This is a genomic window from Mycobacterium sp. SMC-2, assembly GCF_025263485.1.
Classification (GTDB): Bacteria; Actinomycetota; Actinomycetes; order Mycobacteriales; family Mycobacteriaceae; genus Mycobacterium.
Map to the genome: position 1 here is coordinate 5,078,625 of NZ_CP079863.1, position 23,822 is coordinate 5,102,446.

A 23,822-nucleotide genomic window follows, 5' to 3' on the forward strand; every position below is an offset into this window, starting at 1 on the left:
TCATCGCGCTTGCCGCTCCTCACTGGCCATCGGTGCGGGTGACGACCCCGTTATACCAATATCGGTCTGGGGCTTACCTTGCAGCGCCGTCACCAGATTGGCCACCATCTGCACCAACTCGACATCGCGGATGCGCGCCGCCCCGACGCCGCCGGCCCGCGGGATGGGAACCTGCACGGTCGAGGTGGTGGCGCGGTAGCTCGCGGCCGGATACATCCGCTTGAGCCGCACCTGCGCCGAGTCGGGCAGCGTCATCGGCGAGAGCCGCACGGTCGCCGCCGACGGGGCCGATACCTCGGTGATGCCGGCGGCGCGGCACAGCAGCCGCAACCGCGCCACCGCCACCAGGCGCAGCGCCGGTTCGGGCAGCGCGCCGTAGCGGTCGACGAGTTCCTCCACCACGGCGTCGACGGCCGCATCGTCCGCCGCCGCCGCCAGCCGCCGGTAGGCCTCCAGCCGCAGCCGGTCGCTGCCGATGTAGTCCGGCGGCAGGTGCGCGTCCACCGGCAGGTCGATGCGCACGTCCTTGGGCTCCTCGGGCGTGGTCACGGTTTGGCCGTCGGCGGCCGCGCGGTAGGCCTCGACGGCCTCGCCCACCAGCCGCACGTACAGGTCGAACCCGACGCCGGCGACGTGCCCGGACTGCTCGACGCCCAACACGTTGCCGGCGCCGCGGATCTCCAGGTCCTTCAGCGCGACCGCCATCCCCGCGCCCAGCTCGTTGTTCTGCGCGATGGTCGCCAGCCGGTCGTAGGCCGTCTCGGTCAGCGGGGCGTGCGGCGGATACAGGAAGTAGGCGTAACCGCGCTCGCGGCTGCGCCCGACCCGGCCCCGCAGCTGGTGCAGCTGGGACAGGCCGAAGGTGTCGGCGCGCTCGACGATCAGCGTGTTGGCGTTGGAGATGTCCAGCCCGGTCTCCACGATCGTGGTGCACACCAGGATGTCGTATTCGCGGTTCCAGAACCCCTGCACGGTGCGTTCCAGCCGCTCCTCGGGCATCTGGCCGTGCGCGACGACCACCCGCGCCTCGGGCACCAGCTCGCGGACGCGGGCCGCCGCCCGGTCGATGGAGCTGACCCGGTTGTGCACGTAGAAGGCCTGCCCGTCGCGCAGCAGCTCGCGCCGCAGGGCCGCCGCGACCTGCTTGTCGTCGTGCGGTCCGACGTAGGTCAGCACGGGATACCGCTCCTCGGGCGGCGTTAGGATCGTCGACATCTCGCGGATCCCGGCCAGGCTCATCTCCAGGGTGCGCGGGATGGGGGTGGCGCTCATGGTCAGCACGTCGACGTGGGTGCGCAGCGACTTGATGTGCTCCTTGTGCTCGACGCCGAAGCGCTGCTCCTCGTCGACCACCACCAGGCCCAGGTCCTTCCAGCGCACCCCGGTCTGCAGCAGCCGGTGCGTGCCGATCACGATGTCCACCGACCCGTCGGCCAGGCCCTCGATCACGGCGCGCGACTCGGCGTTGTCGGTGAACCGGGAGAGCCCCTTGACGGTCACCGGGAAGCCGGCCATCCGGTCGGTGAACGTCTGCAGGTGTTGGTCGGCCAGCAGCGTGGTGGGCACCAGCACGGCGACCTGCTTGCCGTCCTGGACCGCCTTGAACGCCGCCCGCACCGCGATCTCGGTCTTGCCGTACCCCACGTCGCCGCAGATCACCCTGTCCATCGGGATCGGTTTCTCCATGTCGGCCTTGACCTCTTGGATCGCGGTGAGCTGGTCGACGGTCTCGGTGAAGCCGAAGGCGTCCTCCATTTCGGCCTGCCACGGGGTGTCCGGCGCGAAGGCGTGCCCGGCGCTCGCCTGCCGTTTTGCATACAGCGCGACGAGTTCGCCGGCGATCTCGCGGACGGCGCGGCGGGCCTTGGTCTTGGTGTTGGCCCAGTCGCTGCCGCCGAGCTTGCTCAGCGCCGGCGCCTGCCCGCCGACGTAGCGGGACAGCTGGTCGAGCGAGTCCATCGGGACGTACAGCTTGTCCGAACCGCCGCCGCGCTTGCTGGACGCGTACTCCAGCACCAGGTATTCGCGCCGGGCGCCGCCGACGGTGCGCTCGGTCATCTCGACGAACCGCCCGATGCCGTGCTGGTCGTGCACCACCAGGTCGCCGGCCGTCAGCGCCAGCGGATCGACGGTGTTGCGCCGCTTGGCCGCCAGCCGCTTGCCTTCGACGGCCGTGGCCCGGCTCCCGGTCAGGTCGGTCTCGGTGATGACGACCAGGTTGGCGCCGGGGACGATGACACCGTCGTGCAGCGGGCCCTTGAGCACCCCGACCACACCCGGTTTCGGAGTCGCGCCCGGTTCCAGCATGGCGGCGGGGGTGTCGGAGTCGGCGAGCCGCTCGACGACCCGGTGGGCGGTCCCGGCGCCGGGGGCGACCACCGCGGCGCAACCACCGGTCGAGACGTGCGCACGCAGCATCGCGAAGATGCCGTCGATGTCGTGTTGGTGCCCGCGGGCCGACGGCGCCGCCCGCACGTCCAGTTCCACGGCCGACTCGTCGGAGAGCTGACTCAGCGTCCACCACGGGTGACCGCCGCGGGCCGCCGCGGCGCGCACGTCGTCGAGTTCGGCGAACCCCGATCCGCCGAACTGCGCGACGTCGACGGGCGCGTCGGTGCCCAGCGCGGCGACTGACCACGACGCCTCCAGGAATTCGCTGCCCGTCTTGATCAGGTCGGCGGCCCGGGTGCGCACCTTTTCGGGGTCACACAGCAGCACGGGCGTGCCCTCGGCCAGCTGGTCGGTCAGCAGCACGTGTTCGCCGGGCCGCAGCACCGGCAGCAGCGCCTCCATGCCGTCGACCGCGATGCCCTCGGCCAGCTTGGCCAGCATGTCGGTGACGCTGCCGGTGATGGCGGGCTCGCCCGTGGAATGCCGGGCGGCCAGGGCGGCGGCCCGCTCCCGCACGTCGTCGGTGAGCAGCAGCTCGCGGCAGGGCACCGCGATCACCGTCTGTATCTCGATCTCGGGTATCGAGCGCTGGTCGGCGACGGCGAACATCCGCATCTCGCTGACCTCGTCGCCCCAGAACTCGACGCGCACCGGGTGCTCGGCGGTCGGCGGGAAGACGTCGAGGATGCCCCCGCGCACGGCGAACTCGCCGCGCCGGCCCACCATGTCGACCCGGGTGTAGGCCAGCTCGACCAGCCTGGCGACGACGTCGGAGAAGGCGATCTCCCGGCCGACGCTCAACGTGATCGGCTCGATCAGGCCCAGCTGCGGCGTCATCGGCTGCAGCAGCGAGCGCACCGCGGTCACCACCACCCGCAGCGGCGGGCCCAGCCGTGCATCGTCGGGATTAGCCAGCCTGCGCAGCACGGTCAACCGGGCGCCGACGGTGTCGACGCCCGGCGAGAGCCGCTCGTGCGGCAGCGTCTCCCAGGACGGAAAGGCCGCCACGGCATCGCCGAAGACGCCGCGCAGTTCAGCGGTCAGGTCATCGGCTTCACGCCCGGTCGCGGTGACTACCAGCAGAGGGCCCAACCGCGCCAGCGCGCCGGCGACGAAAAGCCGCGCGCCGGCTGGACCCACCAGGTGAAGCTCGGCCGGGCGCTCGGCCGCGTCGTCGATCAGTTGCTGGAAGGTCGGCGCGGTGAGCGCCAATTCAACGAGCCCCGCGATCGGGGATTCTGGGCGAGCAGGCCCCGGTGCGGTCATGATGAATCCATTCTAGGGGCGCCAAGATTCGTCAATATTGAGCCCGGAGACGTCAAGGCTTCGTAAGGAAAGCGGCACCCGACCCGCTGCGGGCGCACGTTGGTTTCATGACATTGCTGGACATCCTGCCGTCCCTGGGCCACGCGGCGCCCCCGCGGTTCGACCCCGCGATCTGGCCCATCACCGCCCACCCCGACGAGGAGGGCCGGCTCCGCGTCGGCGGTGTACCACTGGCCGACATCGCCGACGAGTTCGGCACGCCGGCCTACGTCGTCGACGAAACCGACTTCCGGCGCCGCGCCCGCCGCTATCGCAAGGCGCTGCGCGACGTTCAGGTGGTCTACGCCGGAAAGTCGCTGCTGACCACCGCGGTCGCCCGCTGGGCCCGCGAAGAGGGTCTCGGTATCGACGTCTGCTCGGGCGGTGAGCTGGCCGTCGCCCTTGCCGGGGGGGTCGACCCGGCGCGGATCATCATGCACGGTAACGCGAAGTCGCCCGAGGAGTTGCGCGCTGCGTTGCGCGTCGGGGTCGGTCGGATCGTGGTGGATTCGTGCATGGAGATCGCCTACCTCGCGGGCCTGGCCCGCCGGCGCCAGCCCGTGCTCGTCCGCGTCACACCGGACATCGACATCCACGGGCACCGCGCGGTCACCACCGGCATCAGCGACCAGAAGTTCGGGTTCACCCTCGCCGGTGACCAGACCGCCGAGGCGGTGAATCGGGTGCTGGCGCATCCCATCCTCGACCTGGTCGGCCTGCATTGCCACATCGGCTCGCAGGTCACCGACCCCGCCCTCTACGGCGAAGCGACTCACCGGCTGGTCGCCGCCATGGCCGACATCCGGGCCCGGCACGGCGTCATCCTCACCGAGCTCAACCTCGGTGGTGGGCACGCCATCCCCTACGTTCCCGGCGATCCCGAGCTCGACCTCGACGAACTCGCCCGCGTCATCGACGACGCGCTGGACGAGGCCTGCGCCGCCGAGCATTTCCCGCGACCCAAGGTCGTGGTCGAGCCCGGCAGGGCCATCAGCGGCCGGGCCGGCGTCACCCTGTATCGCGTGTGCTCGGTGAAGACGCAATGCGGCGGCCGCACCTTCGTCGCCGTCGATGGCGGAATGAGCGACAACCCTCGGGTATCGCTATACGGCGCCCGCTACACCGTCGCGTTGGCGAACCGGCATGCGCTGGGCCTCAAGCAGCGCGTCACCGTGGCCGGCCGGCACTGCGAATCCGGCGACGAGATCGCCCGCGACATCGACCTGCCCGCCGACCTGCACCCCGGCGACCTGCTGGCCGTGGCGTGCACCGGCGCCTACCACCACAGCATGGCGTCGAACTACAACATGATCGGCCGGCCGGCCGTGGTCGGCGTCAGGGACGGCCGCACCCGCGAACTGGTGCGCCGCGAGACGATCGCCGACCTGCTGGCCCGCGATACCGGCTAACGGCGCGGCGCCGAGCGTAACCGCACTGCGAAAAATCTCGCCAGATTTCGCAGTGTGATTACGCTCGCGAGCACACCCCGGGCTACTCGTCCTGCAGCCGGGGGTCGGCCTCCAGGTGGGTCAGGCCGTTCCACATCAGGTTGACCAGGTGCGCAGCGACCACTTCCTTCTTGGGCTCGCGGGTGTCGAGCCACCACTGCGCCGTCATCGACACCGAGCCCACCAGCGCCTGGGCGTAGAGCGGCGCCAGGTCCGGATCCAGGCCCCGACGAGCGAAGTCGCCGGCCAGGATCGAGCTGACCTGGCTGACGGCGTCGTTGAGCAGGCTTGAGTAGGTGCCCGAGCTGATCGCGGCCGGCGAGTCCCGGATCATGATCCGAAAGCCATCGGTGCGTTCCTCGACGTAGGTGAGCAACGCCAACGCGACCCGCTCGACCCGCACCCGGGACCGGTTGTTGGTCAGCGACGACGTGATGCCGTCCAACAACGCCGACATCTCCCGGTCGACGACGACGGCATACAGGCCCTCCTTGCCCCCGAAATGCTCGTAGACGACGGGTTTGGACACGTTGGCGCGCAGCGCGATCTCTTCGATCGAGGTGCCCTCGTAACCGCGTTCGGCGAACAGCGAGCGCGCGATGCCGATGAGTTGTTGTCGGCGTTCGCTGCCGGTCATCCGCGCGCGCGGCGCGCGGACCTCCTTGTCCGGCTCCTTATCGAGAACAGCCACGTCAATCAGCGTATAGCTTCGCCGGCACCGAACCGCCCGTCTTTCCCACGGCGCCGCGATCGCCCCGCAGACCGTCTAAAGTCTCTTGGTGGCGCGGGCCGACGGGGCTTGCGATCCGTCGTGGTGTAATCGGCAGCACATCAGATTTTGGTTCTGAGAGTTCAGGTTCGAGTCCTGGCGACGGAGCCCCAAAAATGGGCCCCAGAAAGCGTGGCCCTTTGCCGCGAGCGTCCGCAGAATGACACGCTTGACGGCGTGTCGGCGTACCGACACGGTCGCTCGCGCCGAAAGGAGATCTCGTGGCGTCTCGTGGTGATACCGCGGTCCTGGTGCTCGCGGCCGGGCCCGGCACCCGGATGCGGTCGGACACCCCCAAGGTGCTGCACACGATCGCCGGCCGCAGCATGTTGTCCCACCTGCTGCACGCGATCACCAAGGTCGCGCCGCAACACCTGGTCGTGGTGCTCGGCCATGATCACCAGCGCATCGCGCCGGTGGTCGCCGAATCGGCCGACGCTCTGGGACGTCCCATCGGCGTCGCCCTTCAGGACCGGCCGCTGGGCACCGGCCACGCCGTCCGGTGCGGCCTGTCCGCGTTGCCCGAGGACTACGCCGGCGTGGTCGTCGTCACCTCCGGCGATACGCCACTGCTTGACGCCGACACCGTGGCCGACCTGATCGCGACGCACAACGCGGGGTCGGCGGCCGCGACCGTGCTCACCACGACGCTCGCCGACCCCACCGGCTACGGCCGCATCCTGCGCACCCAGGACAACGAGGTCACCGCGATCGTGGAACATGCCGACGCGACGCCCTCTCAGCGGGGAATTTGTGAGGTCAACGCCGGGGTCTACGCCTTCGACGTCGACGCGCTGCGCTCGGCGCTGAGCCGGTTGAGCTCCAACAACGCTCAGCAGGAGTTCTACCTGACCGACGTCATCGCCATCCTGCGCGGGGACGGGGAGGCCATCCACGCCCGGCACGTCGACGACAGCGCCCTGGTGACCGGCGTGAACAACCGCGTCCAGCTGGCACAACTGGGCGCCGAACTCAACCGCCGGATCATCGCCGCCCATCAGCTGGCCGGGGTGACCATCGTCGACCCCGCAACCACCTGGATCGACATCGACGTCACGATCGGCCGCGACACCGTCATCCACCCCGGCACCCAGTTGCTCGGGCGCACCCAACTCGGCGGCCACTGCGTCGTCGGCCCGGACACCACGCTGACCGACGTCACCGTCGGCGACGGCGCATCGGTGATCCGCACCCACGGCACGTCGTCGTCCATCGGTGCGGGCGCCACGGTCGGCCCCTACACCTACCTGCGGCCCGGCACGGTGCTGGGCGACGACGGCAAGCTCGGGGCGTTCGTCGAGACCAAGAACTCCACGATCGGCACCGGCACCAAGGTCCCGCACCTGACCTACGTCGGCGACGCCGACATCGGCGAACACAGCAACATCGGGGCGTCCAGCGTCTTCGTCAACTACGACGGCGCCAACAAGTCGCGCACCACGGTCGGCTCGCACGTGCGCACCGGGTCGGACACCATGTTCGTCGCCCCGGTGACGGTCGGCGACGGGGCGTACACCGGCGCGGGCACCGTGGTCCGCGAAGACGTCCCGCCGGGCGCGCTGGCGGTATCCGCGGGTCCGCAACGCAACATCGAAGGCTGGGTGCAGCGCAAACGGCCGGGCAGCGCGGCCGCGGAAGCCGCCGAAAAGGCTCTCGAAAAGACCGAAGACCAACCCGGGCCCGGACAGACACCGTGAATTTGGTCCCTGGTAACCCGGCCGCGTTTCCGTACGATTCGCTACGTACGATGAGGCTTCCATTTCGATCCCAAACGAGGGCAGTGCGGTGAGCCACGACTGGACCGACAACCGAAAAAACCTGATGCTGTTCTCGGGCCGCGCGCACCCGGAGTTGGCCGAGCAGGTGGCAAAGGAGCTCGACGTCCACGTCACAGCTCAGACGGCGCGGGAGTTCGCCAACGGCGAGATCTTCGTGCGGTTCCAGGAGTCGGTGCGCGGCTGTGACGCCTTCGTCCTGCAATCCAATCCGGCGCCGGTCAACAACTGGCTGATGGAACAGCTGATCATGATCGACGCCCTCAAGCGGGGCAGCGCCAAGCGGATCACCGCGGTCATCCCCTTCTATCCCTACGCCCGGCAGGACAAGAAGCACCGCGGCCGCGAACCGATTTCGGCGCGGCTGGTCGCCGACCTGCTCAAGACCGCCGGCGCCGACCGGATCGTGACGGTCGACCTGCACACCGATCAGATCCAGGGCTTCTTCGACGGGCCCGTCGACCACATGCGCGCCCAGAACCTGCTGACCGGCTACATCAAGGACAACTATCCGGACGGCAACATGGTGGTGGTCTCCCCCGACTCCGGCCGGGTGCGCATCGCCGAGAAATGGGCCGACGCGTTGGGCGGCGTCCCGCTGGCCTTCATCCACAAGACCCGCGACCCACGGGTGCCCAACCAGGTGGTGTCCAACCGCGTCGTCGGCGAAGTCGAAGGCCGCACGTGTGTGCTGATCGACGACATGATCGACACCGGCGGCACCATCGCCGGCGCTGTGAATCTGTTGCGCGAAGACGGGGCCGCCGACGTGGTCATCGCGGCCACCCACGGCGTGCTGTCCGATCCGGCGGCCGAGCGGCTGGCCGCCTGCGGCGCCCGCGAGGTGATCGTCACGAATACGCTGCCGATCGGCGAGGAGAAGCGTTTCCCCCAGCTCACGGTCTTGTCCATCGCGCCGCTACTGGCCAGCACCATTCGCGCCGTCTTCGAAAACGGTTCGGTGACGGGGCTGTTCGACGGGGACGCGTAGATGGCCGATACCGTCATCTACCACAACCCCAAGTGCAGCACCTCCCGCAAGACGCTGGACTTGTTGCGGGACAACGGGTTTGAGCCGACGATTATCGAGTACCTGAAGAACCCGCCATCGCGCGAAAAACTTGTGCAGATGATCAACGACGCCGGGATCGACGTGCGGACCGCTGTGCGCAAGCGGGAACCGCTGTACGCCGAACTCAACCTCGCCGACGCGACCGACGACCAGCTACTCGACGCCATGGTCGAACATCCGATCCTGATCGAGCGGCCGTTCGTCGTCACGCCGAAGGGCGCCCGGCTGGCTCGCCCGGTCGACGCCGTCCGCGAGATTCTGTGAGACGTGCGTGTGCGGCCGCGGCCATTGCGCTGACACTGCCCGCGGTGGCATGCGGCCCGAAAACGCCTGACTACCAATCGATCTGGTCGACGACGTCGGCAACCACGACCACCACGACGAGGGTCGCAAAACCGGTGCCCCTGTCGCAGTATCTGCAGAACATCGGCGTCACCGGCCAGCAAGTGGCGCCCGGCAACCTGCCCGACCTGACGGTGTCGATCCCGACGCCCCCGGGGTGGTCGGCGGCGAGCAATCCGCACATCGCCCCGGAGACGCTGATGCTGTCCAAGGGCGGCAAGTATCCGACGGCCAGGCTTGTGGTGTTCAAGCTGAACGGTGATTTCGATCCCGCCCAGGTGATCCAGCACGGCAACGACGACGCCCAGCTGTTCGAAAATTTCAAGCAGCTCGACGCCTCGACGACGCCGTACAACGGCTTCCCCTCGTCGATGATCCAGGGCAGCTACGACTTGGATGGCACGCGGCTGCACAGCTTCAACCGGATCGTCATCGCCACCGGCTCGCCGCCCGCCCGCCAGCGATACCTGGTTCAGCTCACCATCACCGGCCTGGCCAACCAGGCGGTCGAGCAGTCCTCCGACATCGAGGCGATCATGCGAGGGTTCGTCGTCGCCGCGAAGTAGCGGCGGTTCGTGTTCAGCGAGATTGCCGTCATGGTCGTAGTCGGCGGCCGAACCGCAGCCCTGGCGGCAATCTCGGCGTGCTGGGAGCGTGCCGATAGGCTCGTCAGCCATGACGAACTGGACCGCCGCAGACCTGCCCTCGTTCGCCGGGCGCACCGTCATCGTCACCGGGGCCAACAGCGGCCTGGGCGCGGTGACCGCCCGAGAGTTGGCGCGGCGGGGCGCCACGCTCGTCATGGCGGTCCGCGACATCCGCAAGGGTGAGAAGGCCGCGCTGCAGATCAGGGGCTCCCAGACCGGCCCGGTCGAGGTGCGCTCACTCGATTTGCAGGATCTGTCGTCGGTGCGCGAATTCGCCGAGGGCGTCGACAAGGTCGACGTGCTGATCAACAACGCGGGCATCATGGCCGCCCCCTACGCGCAGACGGTCGACGGCTTCGAGAGCCAGATCGGCACCAACCACCTCGGGCATTTCGCGCTCACCAACCTGTTGCTGCCCAAACTCACCGATCGGGTGGTCACCGTGTCGTCGATGGCGCACTGGGCGGGCCGGATCAGTCTCGATGACCTGAACTGGAAGACGCGGCGCTACTCGCCCTGGCTGGCATACAGCCAGTCCAAGCTCGCCAACCTGCTGTTCACCAGCGAGCTGCAGCGACGCCTGGATTCGGCCGGTTCCAGGCTGCGCGCGCTGGCCGCCCACCCCGGCTACTCGCACACCAACCTGCAGGGGGCCTCCGGGCGCAAGCTGGGCGACGCGATGATGTCGGCGATCACCCGGGTGGTCGCCACCAACGCCGACTTCGGCGCGCGGCAGACGCTATACGCGGCGTCGCAGGACCTGCCCGGCAACACGTTCGTCGGGCCGCGATTCGGCCAGTTCGGCCGCAGCCAACCCGTGGCGCGCAGCCGGCGGGCGCAGGACCCGGGGATGGCGGCGGCGCTGTGGGAGCTGTCCGAGCAGCTCGCCGGCGCCAAATTTCCGCTCTGAGGTGCGGATGCGCTAACCTGACCGGGCGTCACGGCGAGGGTGGCTGGCCAGCCAGCACCGTTATCGACGGAGACCGACGAACTGTCGCGATCCTGGCCGTGCCCCACACTGAAGAGCACACAGGAGCGACACGATGGCCAAGTCCGCAGGCAACCAACTCACCGCCACGGTACGAACCGAGACCGGCAAGGGCGCGTCCCGCCGGGCCCGCCGCGAAGGCAAGATTCCCGCCGTCCTCTACGGCCACGGCGCCGCCCCGCAACACCTGGAATTGCCCGGCCACGACTTCGCCGCGGTGCTGCGGCACGCGGGCACCAACGCGGTGCTGACCCTGGACATCGACGGCAAGGAACAGCTGGCCCTGACCAAGGCGCTCGACATCCACCCGATCCGTCGCACCATTCAGCACGCCGACCTGCTGGTCGTGCGCCGCGGCGAGAAGGTCGTCGTGGAGGTCACCGTCGTCGTCGAGGGCGACGCCGCACCCGGCACCCTGGTCACCCAGGAAACCAACACCATCGAGATCGAGGCCGAGGCCTTGTCGATTCCCGAGCACGTCACCGTGTCGGTCGAGGACGCCGAACCGGGCACCCAGTTCACCGCCGGCCGGATCACCCTGCCGCGGGGCGTCAACCTGATCTCCGACCCGGAAATGCTGGTGGTCAACGTGGTGATGGCGCCGACCGCCGAGGAACTCGAGGAAGAGGGCGCGGGCGAGGTCGCCGAGCGCGAAGAAGCCCCGGCGGAAGAGGAAGCCGGCGAGGCCGAGGCCGCCGCGGGCGAGTCCGAGTAGGCGGATCGAAACGTGGCCGAGCCGTTGCTGGTGGTCGGCCTGGGCAACCCCGGAGACAACTACGCCCGGACCCGGCACAACATCGGGTTCATGGTCGCCGACCTGCTCGCCGACCGGCTCGGCTCAAAGTTCAAGGTGCACAAGCGTTCCGGCGCCGAGGTGGTCAGCGGCCGGCTGGCCGGGCATCCGGTGTTGGTGGCCAAGCCGCGCTGCTACATGAATGAATCCGGCCGCCAGGTCGGGCCGCTGGCAAAGTTCTACTCGGTGGCCCCGGAGGACATCGTCGTCATCCACGACGACCTCGACCTTGACTTCGGCCGCATCCGGCTCAAGATCGGCGGCGGCGAGGGCGGCCACAACGGGCTGCGCTCGGTGGCGGCCGCGCTCGGCACCAAGGAGTTTCAGCGGGTCCGCATCGGGATCGGCCGCCCGCCGGGACGCAAGGACCCGGCGGCGTTCGTGTTGGAGAACTTCTCCCCCGCCGAGCGCGGCGAGGTGCCCACCATTTGCGAGCAGGCCGCGGACGCGACCGAGTTGCTCATCGAACTCGGGCTGGAGCCGGCGCAGAACCGCGTCCACGCCTGGTGAACACCCACGGGTGCGCGCTCAGGGCGGACTGCCACGGCGTGTCGCCGCCCTGGCCGCACACTCAACGCGGCGAGACCGACGCGGCAAGGCCTACGTGACGAGCGTGGCGGAGTGCGACCGGCGCAGCTTGCCCGACGGCGTCTTCGGGATGGTGCCCGGCCCGAGGACCACCACGTTGCGCGGCCGCATGTCGACCTCGGCCACCACCTCACGGGCGACCTGGTGCTCGATGCGGCGCACCTCCACCGGGTCCTGCCAGGCGTTGGACTCGACGGCGACGGCGAACGTCTCGCGTGAGTGGCCCGCGTCCAGACGCACCGCGACGGCGCACCCGGGGCGCACCCCCTCGACGCGACAGGCGGCCCGCTCGATGTCGGTGGGATAGATGTTGCGGCCGGCCATGATGATGACATCCTTGACGCGGCCGCACACCACGACGTGGCCCTCCTCGGTCATGTAACCGAGGTCGCCGGTGTCATACCAACCGTTCTCGTCCTGCGCCGAGATGAAGCCGCCCATGGTCAGGTAGCCGGGCGTCAGCGACTCGCCGCGCAGCTCGATGACACCGACACCGCGAGGGGGCATCACCTCGCCGTTCTCGTCGATGATGCGTGCCTCGAGGTCCTGCAGCAGCGGGCCGAGCGTGGCCAGCCGCCGCGTGTTGCCCTTGGTGGCGGGCACGGCGCGGCGCAGGGCGGCGAGCAGGTCGGCGTCGACCTCGTCGACGACCAGACCGGCGTTGCACTCCGAGAACGACACGGCCAGCGTGGTCTCGGCCATCCCGTAAGCCGGCAGGATCGCCGACGGATTCAGGCCGAACGGCTTGCCCGCGTCCAGCAGGTCCTCCACGTCGGCCGGTTCGACGGGCTCGGCACCGGAGAGCGCAAAGCGCAGGGTGGACAGGTCGAAGTCGCCGGGCTTGGCGTTGCGGCGCAGCCGCTTGGCGAGCAGCGCGTAGGCGAAGTTGGGCGCCGCGGTCATGGTGCCCTGGTACTTGTCGATGAGCTTGGCCCACAGCAGCGTGTCGCGCAGGAAGTCCATCGGGGTGACCTTGACCAGCTCCGCGCCAAAATACATGGGAATGGTCAGGAAGCCGACCATGCCCATGTCGTGGAAGCAGGGCAGCCAGCTGACCATGACGTCCTTGTCGACGTCGTACTTGGCGCCGATGAACATCGCCTCGGCGTTGGAGTAGATGTTGCGGTGGGTGATCTGGACCGCCTTGGGGGATCCAGTCGAGCCGCTGGTCAATTGCATCAGCGCCAGGTCATCCTCGCCGACCTCGATGGGCTCGATCGGATCCGACGCCAGCAGGTCGGCGACGGTGAGGACCTTGATGCCCTTCTCCTCGAGCACGGGGATGGCCACCAGGAAGGGCTCGGAGACGACGATGGCCTTGGCCTCGATCATGCCGATGACGTTCATGGTGTCTTCGGCCCACACGGCCAGGTCGGTGCGCGGGGTGGGCTGGTGCAGCATCGTCAGGCTGGCGCCACGCATCCAGAGGCCCTGCGCCGTCGGGGCGATCTCCACCGGGAAGCCGGCCAGGACACCGACGGCGTCGCCGAGGCCGATGCCGGCGGCGGCCAGCCCGCCCGCGATGCGACGAGCGCGCTCGTGCACCTCGCCCCAGGTGTGCCGGACCGGTTCGTGTGGTTCACCGGTGACCATGCCCGTCGTCGCGGCGCGGGCATTGCGGTACATCTTCTCGGTAAACCTGCTCACACAAACCTCCTCGGTCCAGGCTCTCGCCCCAACGCCCGGGATCTCATATTCCGCCCACTGGGTAACACTTGGGAGCAGGCACGCAAACACAGTCGGGCTGCGGTTAGGTCTCGAATCGGCGATGAGTCGGCGCGAATCGGGCCCGGCACTCGCCGGTGGACCCGAAGTATCAGTCGTCCGCCGGGGACCCCGGCGGACGACTGAAATGAATGGTCTTGCTCAGCGCTACCCGTCACCGCGCATTATCTTAAACTCCTCTTAGGGAACTGCCCAAACGAATGCGCGTTTTGGGGCGATTTTCACACTTCGGTCGGGGCCGGAACCACGCGCGCACCGGCCACCGGCCCGCTGGCGACCCGCACCGTGCGGCAGACGCCCGCGCCGGATATCTCGGTGCCGACGTCGACCGCCGAGGCCGCCGAGGCGCACAGGAAGGCGCACGTCGGGCCCGAGCCGGACACGATGCCCGCCAGGGCGCCGGCCTGCACCCCGGCCCGCAGGGTGCGACGCAGCCTCGGGTTCAGGCTGACCGCGGCGGCCTGCATCTCGTTGCCCAGCAGCGAAGCCAGCTGTTCGGGGTCGCCCGCCGCCAAGGCCGCCAACACGGGGCCGGGCCCGGCGAGCCGGGGCGGGTCCCCCGCTTCCCGGAGCCGGTCCAGCTCTCGGAACACCGCCGGGGTGAGCAGCTCCCCGTCGGCGAACGCCAGCACCCAGTGAAAGGTGTTGCGGGACAGGACGGTGGCCAGCTCCTCGCCGCGGCCGGTGCCCAGCGCGGTCCCGCCGTGCAGCGCGAAGGGGACGTCGCTGCCCAACCGCGCGGCGAGCATGCGCAGATCGCGGCGGGGCACGTTCAATTCCCACAGCGAGTTCATGGCGACCAGCACGGCCGCCGCATCGGCGCTGCCACCGGCCATCCCGCCGGCCACCGGGATGGATTTGTCGATCATGATCGAGACGTCGGGCGCCCGGCCGACATGTTCGGCCATCAGCTCGGCGGCCTGCCAGGCGAGGTTGCGTTCGTCGGTGGGCAGTTTGTCGGCACCCTCGCCGACGAGCTCGAGCGACAGCACGTCGGCGTTGCGGACCGTCACCTCGTCGAGCAGGGAAACGGCCTGAAAAACGGTCGTCAGCTCGTGATAGCCGTCCTCGCGGCGATCACCGACCGCCAGATACAGGTTGACCTTCCCGGGAACTCGAACGGTGACCGACCCGGTGGGCACCCACTGGGCGGCGGTGTTGCCGTCAGACATTGTCAACCACCGCAGCAGACTATCGCTGCAACCGGCCAACTACACGCAGCGGCGCCCGGAGACGCCGCGGCCGCCGCCGTCAGCTCGGGGAAGGCTGCTGTTGGGCCGGGGGCGGGCCGTCCGCGGCGGCGGTGTCGGCCGGTTCGCTCGATCGCAGCAACAGCCGCACGAAGTCCTCGATGGACAGCGTCTCACCGCGACGGGCCGGGTCGATGCTGGCGGCCAACAGCCGGTTCGCCGACTCGTTGCCCGAGCCGGCCCACTGCACGAACGCGTTGCGAGCCGTCTTGCGCCGCTGCGCGAACGCGATGTCGACCAGCTCGAACACTTGACGGCGGAAGGCTTCGTCGGTGGGCCACGGCGGGGTGGCGTAGCGGTCGATGCGCACGAGCCCGGAATAGACGCGGGGAATGGGCCAGAAGACGGTCGGCGACACCATGCCACACCGCCGAACCGCGCCGAAGTAGCGGACCTTGACGCTGGGCACGCCGTACTCCTTGCCGCCGGGCTCGGCGGCCAGACGTTCGGCCACCTCCGCCTGCACCATGACGGTCACGGTCTGGATGGACGGGAACTCGGCGAGCAGATGCAGCAGCGCCGGCACCGCGACGTTGTAGGGCAGGTTGGCGACGACCGCGTTGGGCTGCGCGGCGAGCTCGTCGCGGCGCAGCGTCAAGACGTCGCGATTGAGCACGGTGAGCCGGTGGATCTCGCGGTGCGAGTGTTCGGCGACGGTTTGCGGCAACCGATCGGCCAGCACGGGGTCGATTTCGACGGCGGTGACAGTGGCACCGCGGTCCAGCAATGCCAGCGTCAGCGAGCCCAGGCCGGGACCGACCTCGAGGACGTGGTCGGAACGGCCGACGCCGGCAATCGAGACGATCCGACGGACCGTGTTGGCGTCGTGGACGAAGTTTTGACCGAGGGATTTCCGTGGCCGAAAGTCAAGGTCTCTGGCAAGCCGCCTGATCTCGGTGCGACCGAGCAGCCGGATTGTCAGTTCGCACCAGCTCTTCCGCTGCACACCGGCCACGCGCCCCAGCCCTGGCGCTCCCGCGTCACCTCTGCGACGGCGATCTGCTCCTCCCGAGTCGCCAGGTCGGCGCGCGCGGCGAACCGCAGCCCGCCGTTACGCTCCCAGGTGCCCTGGTCGAACTGCACACCGCCGTAGTAGCCGTTGCCGGTGTTGATCGCCCAGTTCCCGCCGGCCTCGCAGCCCGCGATCGCGTCCCAGATGTTCCCGTTGGTGACCGGTGGCACATCCGTGCCGGGCTTGGTTCCGACCCGCACGACGGCCTCACGGGCCGGGGTGATCACCGTGTTGGCGATCGGCAACCGGCCGGTCTCGACGCCGTTGACGGTGGCCACCGCGAACGTGACGTCCTGGGTGCCCGGGCTGCCCGGGTCTTCGACCACCTGGCGGCTCATGTTCATGTTCGGGTCCTCGACCCGACGGGCGTTGGGCTGCAACGGCATCCGCTCGGTGACCCGCTGTATGCGGTTGCGGGTCACCTGGATCTCCATGCCGTCGACGATGGGCGACGACGCGCTCGGCACCGCCTGGTCGCCTTCGAGGAGCGGGGCGCCGGCGGCGCTCAGCAGGCCCGCGACGTTCGGTGCCGGCAGGTGCACCGTGCGTGTCGCGCCGCCGTCGGTGATGCGGACCGTCTTCGCGCTGACGACGGGCAGCGCCATCCCGGCCAGCGGGACCCGGCTGCCGCGGGAGGCCGCGGCCGGGGCGGTGTCGGTCATGGCGAGCTGGGCCAGCGCCTCGTCGACGGTGGATGCCGTCGTCCACACCTGCTTGGTGTCGTGGCCGTCCAGCGAGATCTGCAGCGGCCGGCTGCGGCGCAAGACGATGTTGGCGGCGTCGTGCACCTTGACGTCTCCGGCGGGGTACAGGTCGTCACGCTCGTCGACGGCGAAGCCGTTCTCCTGCACGATGTCGATCACTCGCGATTTCATGGTCGTCACCCGCATGGCGATTCCGTCGACGGTCAGCGTCACCGTCTTGCACGCGGAGACTGCGAATCCACCGGCGAATGCCAGGACTACCAGCAGCCCTCCGACCACGAGCCGCAACATCGGAGACGGTGTCTGATGAAGTTTTGTTAATACAGTCAACGCGCGTCTATCCCGACCACAGCATGCACTCCAACGACCTATTAGCACCAAGCGACAAATAAGGGCCCGAAGGCCTTTCGATCACAAGACGGTAACGAACCGGCCAATGTTGAGCAACTCCGGCGCGAGTTTTTGTTAGCGGAATCGTCCCTTTTGCCCGATTAGCCGGGAGCCAGCCCGTAGACCCGCCGAGCGTTGCTCGTGGTGGCCTGAGCCAGCTCTTCGGCGGGACGACCCATCAGTTCGGCGACCGCCCGCACAGTATAAGGAAGGCAGTACGGCTCGTTCGGCGACCCGCGGAAGGGGTGCGGCGTCAAGAAGGGCGCATCGGTTTCCACGAGAAGCTGCTCCAGCGGTATCAACGGGATGGCTTCCCGCAAGTCGCGGGCGTTGCGGAAGCTCGCCGTTCCCGACAGGCTGAGCAGCCATCCGGCGTCCACGCAGCGGCGGGCCATCGCGGCATCCGACGAGAAGCAATGGAAGATCACGATGTCGGGAGCCCCCTCGCCCGCCAGCACGTCGAGCACTTCCGCGTCGGCCTCGCGGTTGTGGATCACCAGCGGTTTTCCACACCGTTTGGCCAGGTCGATGTGCCATGCGAAGGCTTCCCGCTGGGTGTCGGACTGTGCGCATCCGTCGAGGCGCCCCGGCCAATACAGGTCCAGCCCGGTCTCTCCGACGGCCACCGCCCTGGGATGCGCCACCAGCCGCTCGATTTCGCCGCGGGCGTCGTCGTCCAACGCGTCGGCGCGGGTCGGGTGCAGCCCCACCGCGGCATACACCCGCGGATCCCAGCCGGCGGCTTGTGTCACCCAGCGCGCCGAGTCCAGGTCGTCGGCGACGGTGACCACCGCCCCCACCCCGACCGCCGCGGCGCGGTCCACGATCGCGCGCACGTCCCCGGCGTCCCGCGCACCGCAGGCGTCGAGGTGGGTGTGGGCGTCGACCAGGGGCGCCAGCGGTTCGGGGGCGGGCGGCGCTTCTCGTTGTCGTCGGCTGGAGCTCACGCGCACACAATAAGGTGGACTCACGATGAGGCCCTTCTACGTCACCACCGCGATCACGTACCCAAATGGCAAACCGCACGTCGGGCACGCCTATGAGTACATCGCCACCGACGCCATCGCCCGGTTCAAGCGGCTCGACGGCTTCGACGTGCGTTTCCTGACCGGCACCGACGAGCACGGCCTCAAGATGCTCGAGACGGCGGCGGCGGAAGGCCTCCCGACCGCCGAGCTGGCGCGGCGCAATTCCGATGTGTTCCAACGGCTGCAGGAGAGGCTGAACATCTCCTTCGACCGGTTCATCCGAACCACGGACCCCGACCACCACGAGGCATCCAGGGAGATCTGGCGGCGGATGGATGCCGCCGGAGACATCTACTTGGACAGCTATTCCGGCTGGTATTCGGTGCGCGACGAGCGGTTCTTCGTCGAATCGGAGACCGCTGTGGTCGATGGCACCCGGGTCGCCGTCGAGACCGGCACCCCCGTGACCTGGACCGAAGAGCAGACGTATTTCTTCCGGCTGTCGGCGTATGCCGACAGGCTGCTGGCCCACTACGAGGCCAACCCCGACTTCATCGCCCCCGAAGCGCGACGCAACGAAGTGGTCAGCTTCGTCTCCGGCGGCCTGCGCGACCTGTCGATCTCGCGCACCTCTTTCGACTGGGGCGTGAAAGTGCCCGACCATCCCGATCACGTCATGTACGTCTGGGTCGACGCGCTGACCAACTACCTGACCGGGGTGGGCTACCCCGACACCGACTCGGAGCTGTTCCGCCGCTACTGGCCCCCCGATCTGCACATGATCGGGAAAGACATCATCCGGTTCCACACGGTCTACTGGCCGGCGTTTCTGATGTCTGCCGGGATCGAGCTGCCGCGCAGAGTCTTTGCGCACGGGTTCCTGCTCAACCGGGGCGAGAAGATGAGCAAGTCTCTGGGCAACATCGTCGACCCGGTCGCCCTGACCGATACGTTCGGCGTGGATCAGCTGCGCTATTTCCTGTTGCGCGAGGTCCCGTTCGGCCAGGACGGCAGCTACAGCGAAGAAGCCATCATCACGCGCATCAACACCGACCTCGCCAACGAGCTGGGCAACCTGGCCCAGCGGTCGCTGTCCATGGTGGCCAAGAACCTGGACGGCGTCGTACCGACCCCCGGCGAATTCACCGCCGACGACGCCGACCTGCTGGCGACGGCCGACGGCCTGCTGGAACGGGTGCGCGCCAGCTTCGACGGGCAGGCCATGCACCTGGGGCTGGAAGCGATCTGGCTGATGCTTGGCGCGGCCAACCGATATTTCTCGGCGCAGCAGCCATGGGTGTTGCGCAAGAGCGACTCGGAGGCGGACCAAAAGCGCTTCGCGACAGTGCTTTACACGACGTGTGAAGCTGTTCGCATCGCGGCGCTGTTGATTCAGCCGGTCATGCCCGATTCGGCGGGCAAGCTACTGGATCTGCTCGGCCAAACGCCCGAACAGCGCAGCTTCGACGCGATCGGCAACCGGCTGGCGCCCGGCACGGCGCTGCCGGCGCCGGCCGGCGTCTTCCCGCGCTACCAAGCCGACTAGCTGCCGTCCAGGCGCACCCGCACGGTGACGCGCCCGTTGGCGTCCCGGTGCGCGACGGCATGCCCGGTCCGTTCGGCGCCATCGAGGGTCAGCGACACCGGAGCGCCATCGCCGACAAAGTTGCGCCACCACGTCTTGGCGTCAGGCATGTTGGCCGCGATCTCGATATCGTCGCCGCGGCGGCGGTAGGCCACCGGAATCGAAAACGTCCGTCCCGTACGTCGGCCCGTGTAGGTCACGAGCGTGATGCTGCGCCTGATTGCGGAGCCGAAGCGCGGCGAGGCCGCTATCGCGGCGACCGGCGCGTTGAAGAGCGGCGCCGCGCGCATCACCAGGCGCCCGACGTTCTTGCCTATGGTCATGGTCCCGATTCCCCTTCCACGTCAGATCACCAGCGCCAGGCACAACGCCGCGACGGCCAGGCCCTGCAGGCTCGCCCTGATTGCGATCACCTTGTCCCAGTTACGTTGCAGCGCTTGGGCATCGATCGGCAGCCCGGGTTGGTCCACTCCGGCAGTGAGTTGGCGGTTGATCGGCGCGCTCACCCGCAGATAGACCAGCAGCCACACCAGCAGCAGGGCGACGGCGGCGGCGGCCGCGCCGGCTTGCCCCCAGCGGCCGGCCAGGGCGGCAAATGCCGCGCTGACCGCCGCGGCGGCCAGGCCGAGCACCCCGGGCACCGGCATGCGGCGGTCTCCGTAGCGGTGGATGTTGCCCATCACCGCGAGCAGGGACCGGCCGTCGACGCGGGCCAGCGCGGGCCGCTGCACCGCCGCGCAGAACACGTCGGTGCCGTAGACCACCGCGGTACCCAGCACCGCGATGGCCGCGAACAACGTGGCGATCATGATGCGCACCCCCTCGTCTCCGGTAGACGTTAGCGACGCTAACCCCCGCGGGCGCGCGTGTCAATAGCGGCGCTAGTTTTAATATCGGCGCTAACATAGCGGGATGGCCATCGAAGATCGCCGGGCGCGCGAGCGAGCCGCCCGTCGTCGGCTGATCACCGCTACGGCGCGCAAGCTGGCCGAGGAAGAGGGTTGGGACGCCGTCACCACCCGTCGGCTGTCCGCCGAGATCGAGTACAGCCAACCGGTGCTCTACAAGCACTTCTCGGGCATGGAGGACATCGCCGCTTCGGTCGCCGTCGAGGGATTCGCCGAACTCGCGGACGCGCTCGGCGCCGCGCGAGGGGGCGCCACCGACGGCCGGGACGCCCTAACGCGAGTTGCCCAGGCGTTCATCGGGTTCGCCCGAGACAATCCCGCACTGTTCGACGCGATGTTCACCCGCGCAACAACGCTGCCGTTCGCCGCGGCGGACACCCCGGCCGAGCTGACGGCGGCCTTCGCCGAACTGCGCGCGGCGGTCGAGTTGGTCGCGGGCCCGCGGGACCCCGACACGCTGACCGAGGTGGTTTGGGCGGCCCTGCACGGGCTGGTCACCCTGGAGCGCGGCGCGCGGTTACGCCCGGACCATCACGCCGCCCGCGTCGACATCCTCGTCAGCGGATTCTGCGGAGCCGCTACACCGACGGCGCTTCCCGAAGGCAAGTAGGCGGCCTGCCGAGCCACGAACGTCGAGCGAAGGAACGGCAACGAGCCGCCCGTTCCGGCGGCCGCATCCGCGAAAAGATCTCGTGTATAGCCTATGTTATGCGGCATAATCGGCCGGTGGACCGACGACGTACTGGGCAAGACGGGGACTCGCCGATGACGGCCCTGAAGCAGCTGCCCGCATTGGTTGTGCTCGAGCGGATCCCGATCCCCGTGCTGGCCATCGGAAATGACGGCCGCATCCTGTTTTCCAATGCCGCGTTCGCCGAGATGATGGGTTACGAGCCGGAAGAGGTCTTGTCGCTGCGGTTCGATCAGATCTTCCATCAGGTGCCGGCCTCGGATTCGTTGTTATCGGTCGTTCAGTCCCTGGCGAACATGGTCGTCGAGCTGGCGCACAAAGACGGTTCGGTGGTTCGGGCCCTGATGAGCAAATCGGCGGCGATGCGAGCCGACGACCAGTTCGTTCTCGCGACGTTCCAGGATCTGACCGAGCAGTTGTGGATGGACGACCGCTAACCGCGGCGCGGCAGACCGCCGGAGCTCATCAGCGGGTGAGCGAAAACCCTGTTGGCGCATCCGCTTTTGCGTTCGAGGCCCGCGGGCATCAACCGTTCAGGGGTTCCACGGGGGCGTCGGGACGGGTGGCAATCGCCGGGGCATGGCGCATTACTTCGCGATCGAGGAATTGCCGGAAATAAGGGAGCGAGGCTTCCGTGACGGTGCCGGGCAGCAACAGTTCCAAGATCTGACGCAGGCGCCCGGCGATATCGTTGGCGACTCCCCTGTTCGGGTCGCGCCGGGCTATCGCATTGAACACCAACCGCGTTCCGAACATGGCACCGACGAGGAACTCGGAGAGCACCTCGGGGTCGACCTCCTCGCGGAGGTCTCCCTCACTGATCGCCCGCCTGGCCTCGTCGGCGATCTTGGCCGCCAGGTCCGCGTAGAAGCTCGCGGCGGCCTCATTCAATCCGCTTAAGGCAGAAGCCAATTGCTCGGCCGTGCGAACCATCTTGTCCGAATTCAGCACTACGACAATGGTGAAGGCGCCGTGCAGCAGGTTCTCCAGCCCCGGCGATGACGGCCCACATACGTTTCGAAAGGCGGTGAGAAGCGTATCGGAGCCTTCCTTGAGGATGTCGGACGCCAACGATTCCTTCGAATCGAAGTGGTGATAGAGGGCGCCCTTGGTCATCCCCGTCCGCTCGATGATCGCCCCCCACCCGGCGGCGGCATACCCGACTTCGCCGAACACCTCGGTGGCCGCATCGAGGATCTTGCGCCGAGTGGCTTCGGATCGGACCTGGCGCGGCATCGTCCCTCCGGAGTCGCGTCGGGTGCGCGGAGTCGTTGATTTGGTCTGACATCGACCGTCAAGACGTCCAAGATAGCAGCCGCGACCGCGGCGGGCGTGCCGCCTCGTCGGCTTCCTCGTGTTACGGCGAATGTGCCTCAGTCGAGCTGGCATTGACGGCGAGCGCCGCACGGCGCCTGAGGAATTGGCGAAAGTACTCGGTTCGGTCCGGTTGCAGGATCCCGCCGAGGATGAGTATCCAGCATTTCTCCAGGTCGACCAGGAATCGTTCCGGCTCGTCCAAATTGCTGGTTTTGCGCAGCCCCATATGCAGGGACACCATCAGCCGTCCCACGTCGTCGGGCTCGCAGCGCTCGTCGATATCACCCTCGGCAATGGCCTGCTGAACAACCCCCGACACCGCTTCCACCCAGCCGCTCAGCAACGTGTCCCGCAGGCCTTCGGATTGCGCGACCGACTCGATCAGATTGAGGCTGGCCCTGACCTGATCCGTTTTGATGTCCTGAACGGCGATCAGGTACGAGAAGTCGATGAGGGTTTCCAGGCCCGAGAGCCCCTTAGTCAGCAGGTCGCCCACCGCGACGGAAGACGCGGCGGTCTGTTTGTCGATGAGCTCCATCGCCAGGGCGTGTTTGGACTTGAAGTGGAAATACATCGCGCCCTTGGTCAGCTGAGCCTCGGCGAGAATGTCGTCGAGACCGACGTCGTGGTATGGCCGGCGCGCGAACTGATGCGAGGCGGCCCGCAGAATCTGTCGCCGCGTTGCGTCGGCGCGTCCATCGGTCGAGTGGGTCGTCATCGGAATTGCCGGCTCAGCTCTCCTCGGCCCGGAACGCATGCCCCTCGCGGGGAAGGGCGAACCCGGCAGGGATGCCGCGTCCTCCGCCATCGGCGTGGGTAGCGAGCGAGCTCGTCGGGGGTTGCGACCCGGACGTGCTGGATCGCCGTCAGGTTGATGAGCATGGCACACCTCGGTTCTTAGGCGGTCGGAAACGACACCGACCGGCCACCCCCGGGCAGTACGTGGGCCATGTCCGAGATTAGCAGCCGCAGCCGGCCGCCTTGACCCTCCGGTAAATACCTGTAGTGATGGTCACACCCTATTTACAAACTTTTAGTATGGTTTATAGTCTATTATCAGATTGTTAGTTTGTAGGTCGGACCTGGCCAAACCCGAACGCCGGGGCGCTTGAGCAGCCAAATACGTCCGGCCCCGGGGCACCTGCTGGGTGTGA

At 68.4% G+C, this 23,822-nt stretch carries 22 protein-coding genes and 1 tRNA gene; 12 read left to right on the forward strand and 11 right to left on the reverse strand.

From position 1 onward, the window contains the following. Window positions 1-3,657 (reverse strand): transcription-repair coupling factor, encoded by a 3,657-nt coding sequence (mfd, locus tag KXD96_RS23770; RefSeq protein ID WP_260740623.1) that lies wholly within the window; start codon window positions 3,655-3,657, stop codon window positions 1-3. 107 nt (window positions 3,658-3,764) lie between these two features. Here mfd and lysA point away from each other — a divergent pair, with 107 nt between their 5' ends. After that, the gene (gene lysA / locus KXD96_RS23775) at window positions 3,765-5,105 is read left to right on the forward strand and encodes a diaminopimelate decarboxylase (protein WP_260740624.1); all 1,341 of its coding nucleotides are present in this window, start codon (window positions 3,765-3,767) and stop codon (window positions 5,103-5,105) included. Window positions 5,106-5,187: 82 nt separating this feature from the next. Here the strand turns inward: lysA and KXD96_RS23780 are convergent, their stop codons facing one another. Then, window positions 5,188-5,781 carry a TetR/AcrR family transcriptional regulator gene (locus KXD96_RS23780; protein ID WP_003877537.1) on the reverse strand — a complete coding sequence of 198 codons (594 nt, stop codon included), beginning with the start codon at window positions 5,779-5,781 and terminating at the stop codon, window positions 5,188-5,190. 168 nt (window positions 5,782-5,949) lie between these two features. Between KXD96_RS23780 and KXD96_RS23785 the strand changes: the two genes are divergently transcribed. The 8 genes from KXD96_RS23785 to pth all read left to right on the forward strand — a co-directional run bounded on the left by KXD96_RS23785 (window position 5,950) and on the right by pth (window position 12,040). Then, window positions 5,950-6,021, forward strand: a tRNA-Gln gene (locus tag KXD96_RS23785). Window positions 6,022-6,191: 170 nt separating this feature from the next. Beyond that, a complete protein-coding gene (glmU, locus tag KXD96_RS23790; RefSeq protein WP_396878890.1) occupies window positions 6,192-7,610 on the forward strand; it encodes a bifunctional UDP-N-acetylglucosamine diphosphorylase/glucosamine-1-phosphate N-acetyltransferase GlmU in 1,419 nt (472 codons plus the stop codon). A gap of 88 nt (window positions 7,611-7,698) precedes the next feature. Continuing rightward, window positions 7,699-8,679, forward strand: a complete 981-nt coding sequence (locus KXD96_RS23795) for a ribose-phosphate diphosphokinase (RefSeq protein WP_260740629.1) — start codon at window positions 7,699-7,701, stop codon at window positions 8,677-8,679. Beyond that, entirely contained in the window at window positions 8,680-9,024 is a 345-nt protein-coding gene (gene arsC / locus KXD96_RS23800; protein ID WP_260740632.1) for an arsenate reductase (glutaredoxin), read from the forward strand. It begins immediately after the preceding gene. After that, a complete protein-coding gene (locus tag KXD96_RS23805; protein ID WP_260740637.1) occupies window positions 9,021-9,668 on the forward strand; it encodes an LpqN/LpqT family lipoprotein in 648 nt (215 codons plus the stop codon). Before arsC ends, KXD96_RS23805 begins: the two co-directional genes overlap by 4 nt. A 109-nt stretch (window positions 9,669-9,777) precedes the next feature. Next, on the forward strand, window positions 9,778-10,659 hold the full coding sequence (locus KXD96_RS23810) for an oxidoreductase (protein ID WP_260740640.1): 882 nt from the start codon (window positions 9,778-9,780) through the stop codon (window positions 10,657-10,659). 133 nt (window positions 10,660-10,792) lie between these two features. Beyond that, the gene (locus KXD96_RS23815; RefSeq protein ID WP_260740642.1) at window positions 10,793-11,452 is read left to right on the forward strand and encodes a 50S ribosomal protein L25/general stress protein Ctc; all 660 of its coding nucleotides are present in this window, start codon (window positions 10,793-10,795) and stop codon (window positions 11,450-11,452) included. Between the two features lie 12 nt (window positions 11,453-11,464). Continuing rightward, window positions 11,465-12,040 (forward strand): aminoacyl-tRNA hydrolase, encoded by a 576-nt coding sequence (pth, locus tag KXD96_RS23820; protein WP_260740644.1) that lies wholly within the window; start codon window positions 11,465-11,467, stop codon window positions 12,038-12,040. Between the two features lie 90 nt (window positions 12,041-12,130). On the opposite strand, the gene KXD96_RS23825 is transcribed toward pth, so the two are convergent. The 5 genes from KXD96_RS23825 to KXD96_RS23845 all read right to left on the reverse strand — a co-directional run bounded on the left by KXD96_RS23825 (window position 12,131) and on the right by KXD96_RS23845 (window position 18,152). Further along, the gene (locus KXD96_RS23825; protein WP_260740646.1) at window positions 12,131-13,765 is read right to left on the reverse strand and encodes a fatty acyl-AMP ligase; all 1,635 of its coding nucleotides are present in this window, start codon (window positions 13,763-13,765) and stop codon (window positions 12,131-12,133) included. 299 nt (window positions 13,766-14,064) lie between these two features. Then, window positions 14,065-15,021, reverse strand: coding sequence for a 4-(cytidine 5'-diphospho)-2-C-methyl-D-erythritol kinase (locus tag KXD96_RS23830; RefSeq protein ID WP_260740650.1), 957 nt, complete (start codon window positions 15,019-15,021; stop codon window positions 14,065-14,067). A 73-nt stretch (window positions 15,022-15,094) separates the two neighbouring features. Beyond that, window positions 15,095-16,048, reverse strand: a complete 954-nt coding sequence (gene rsmA, locus KXD96_RS23835) for a 16S rRNA (adenine(1518)-N(6)/adenine(1519)-N(6))-dimethyltransferase RsmA (protein WP_260740653.1) — start codon at window positions 16,046-16,048, stop codon at window positions 15,095-15,097. Continuing rightward, window positions 16,012-17,139 carry a resuscitation-promoting factor gene (locus KXD96_RS23840; RefSeq protein WP_260740657.1) on the reverse strand — a complete coding sequence of 376 codons (1,128 nt, stop codon included), beginning with the start codon at window positions 17,137-17,139 and terminating at the stop codon, window positions 16,012-16,014. The genes rsmA and KXD96_RS23840 overlap by 37 nt, the downstream gene beginning before the upstream one ends. Before the next feature lie 161 nt (window positions 17,140-17,300). After that, a complete protein-coding gene (locus tag KXD96_RS23845; protein WP_260745525.1) occupies window positions 17,301-18,152 on the reverse strand; it encodes a TatD family hydrolase in 852 nt (283 codons plus the stop codon). Between the two features lie 19 nt (window positions 18,153-18,171). On the opposite strand from KXD96_RS23845, the gene metG reads away from it, so the two are divergent. Further along, a complete protein-coding gene (gene metG / locus KXD96_RS23850; RefSeq protein ID WP_260740658.1) occupies window positions 18,172-19,713 on the forward strand; it encodes a methionine--tRNA ligase in 1,542 nt (513 codons plus the stop codon). On the opposite strand, the gene KXD96_RS23855 is transcribed toward metG, so the two are convergent. Beyond that, on the reverse strand, window positions 19,710-20,075 hold the full coding sequence (locus KXD96_RS23855; protein ID WP_260740660.1) for a nitroreductase family deazaflavin-dependent oxidoreductase: 366 nt from the start codon (window positions 20,073-20,075) through the stop codon (window positions 19,710-19,712). The genes metG and KXD96_RS23855 overlap by 4 nt on opposite strands. 21 nt (window positions 20,076-20,096) lie before the next feature. After that, on the reverse strand, window positions 20,097-20,570 hold the full coding sequence (locus KXD96_RS23860) for a DUF1772 domain-containing protein (RefSeq protein ID WP_260740662.1): 474 nt from the start codon (window positions 20,568-20,570) through the stop codon (window positions 20,097-20,099). 94 nt (window positions 20,571-20,664) lie between these two features. Between KXD96_RS23860 and KXD96_RS23865 the strand changes: the two genes are divergently transcribed. After that, window positions 20,665-21,270 carry a TetR/AcrR family transcriptional regulator gene (locus tag KXD96_RS23865; RefSeq protein WP_260740664.1) on the forward strand — a complete coding sequence of 202 codons (606 nt, stop codon included), beginning with the start codon at window positions 20,665-20,667 and terminating at the stop codon, window positions 21,268-21,270. Between the two features lie 155 nt (window positions 21,271-21,425). Then, window positions 21,426-21,788: a PAS domain-containing protein gene (locus tag KXD96_RS23870; protein WP_260740668.1), complete on the forward strand. Its 363-nt coding sequence runs from the start codon at window positions 21,426-21,428 to the stop codon at window positions 21,786-21,788. Between the two features lie 88 nt (window positions 21,789-21,876). Here the strand turns inward: KXD96_RS23870 and KXD96_RS23875 are convergent, their stop codons facing one another. Then, on the reverse strand, window positions 21,877-22,587 hold the full coding sequence (locus tag KXD96_RS23875) for a TetR/AcrR family transcriptional regulator (protein WP_260740672.1): 711 nt from the start codon (window positions 22,585-22,587) through the stop codon (window positions 21,877-21,879). 121 nt (window positions 22,588-22,708) lie between these two features. Further along, window positions 22,709-23,386: a TetR/AcrR family transcriptional regulator gene (locus KXD96_RS23880; protein WP_260740676.1), complete on the reverse strand. Its 678-nt coding sequence runs from the start codon at window positions 23,384-23,386 to the stop codon at window positions 22,709-22,711. Window positions 23,387-23,822: the final 436 nt, after the last annotated feature.